Origin of the sequence: Achromobacter sp. 413638, from assembly GCF_043119405.1 — a bacterium.
GTDB lineage: Bacteria > Pseudomonadota > Gammaproteobacteria > Burkholderiales > Burkholderiaceae_B > Achromobacter.
This window is the reverse complement of the sequence record NZ_JBICCO010000184.1, coordinates 1-454: the sequence shown is the minus strand read 5'-3', so window position 1 is coordinate 454 and position 454 is coordinate 1. Positions and strand designations below refer to the sequence as shown.

Genomic DNA, 454 nt, shown 5'->3' with positions numbered 1-454 from the left:
TCCGATGCCGGGGATCTGAAGCAGCCGCTGGCTGCGTTCATCCTCGCGCAGCTGTAGACACAGCTCACGCTCAATCTGGCCTACCTGCTCATCCAGATACTGAAAGTGCGACCGCAGCCGCTCCAGCTGCGCGCCTAGTTGGGGCGGCAGCGCGTGTTCGGCCAGAACCGTTGGCAAGCGTCGCAGGATCGCATGACCACGAGGCAGGCTGATGCCAAACTCCAGCAAAAAGGCGTGCACCTGGTTGATCACGCCTGTGCGCTGAGCGACCAGTGATTCACGCACCCGATGCAGGGCAGAGACGGTCTGCTGAGCCTGATTGCGCACGCTTACGAACCGCATGCTCGGGCGCGAGGCCGCCTCGCAGATCGCCTGGGCATCGGCGAAGTCATTCTTGTTGCCCTGTACGAAGGGGCGCACGAACTGCGGGGAAATGAGCTTGGCCTGGTGGCCT

Annotated in this window: 1 protein-coding gene; it reads right to left on the bottom strand. The window is 63.0% G+C overall.

The genetic code is table 11. The annotated features are described in order from the left end of the window. On the bottom strand, positions 1–454 hold a 454-nt coding region (locus ACEU5R_RS31985; protein ID WP_392413941.1), incomplete at both ends, for an IS110 family transposase.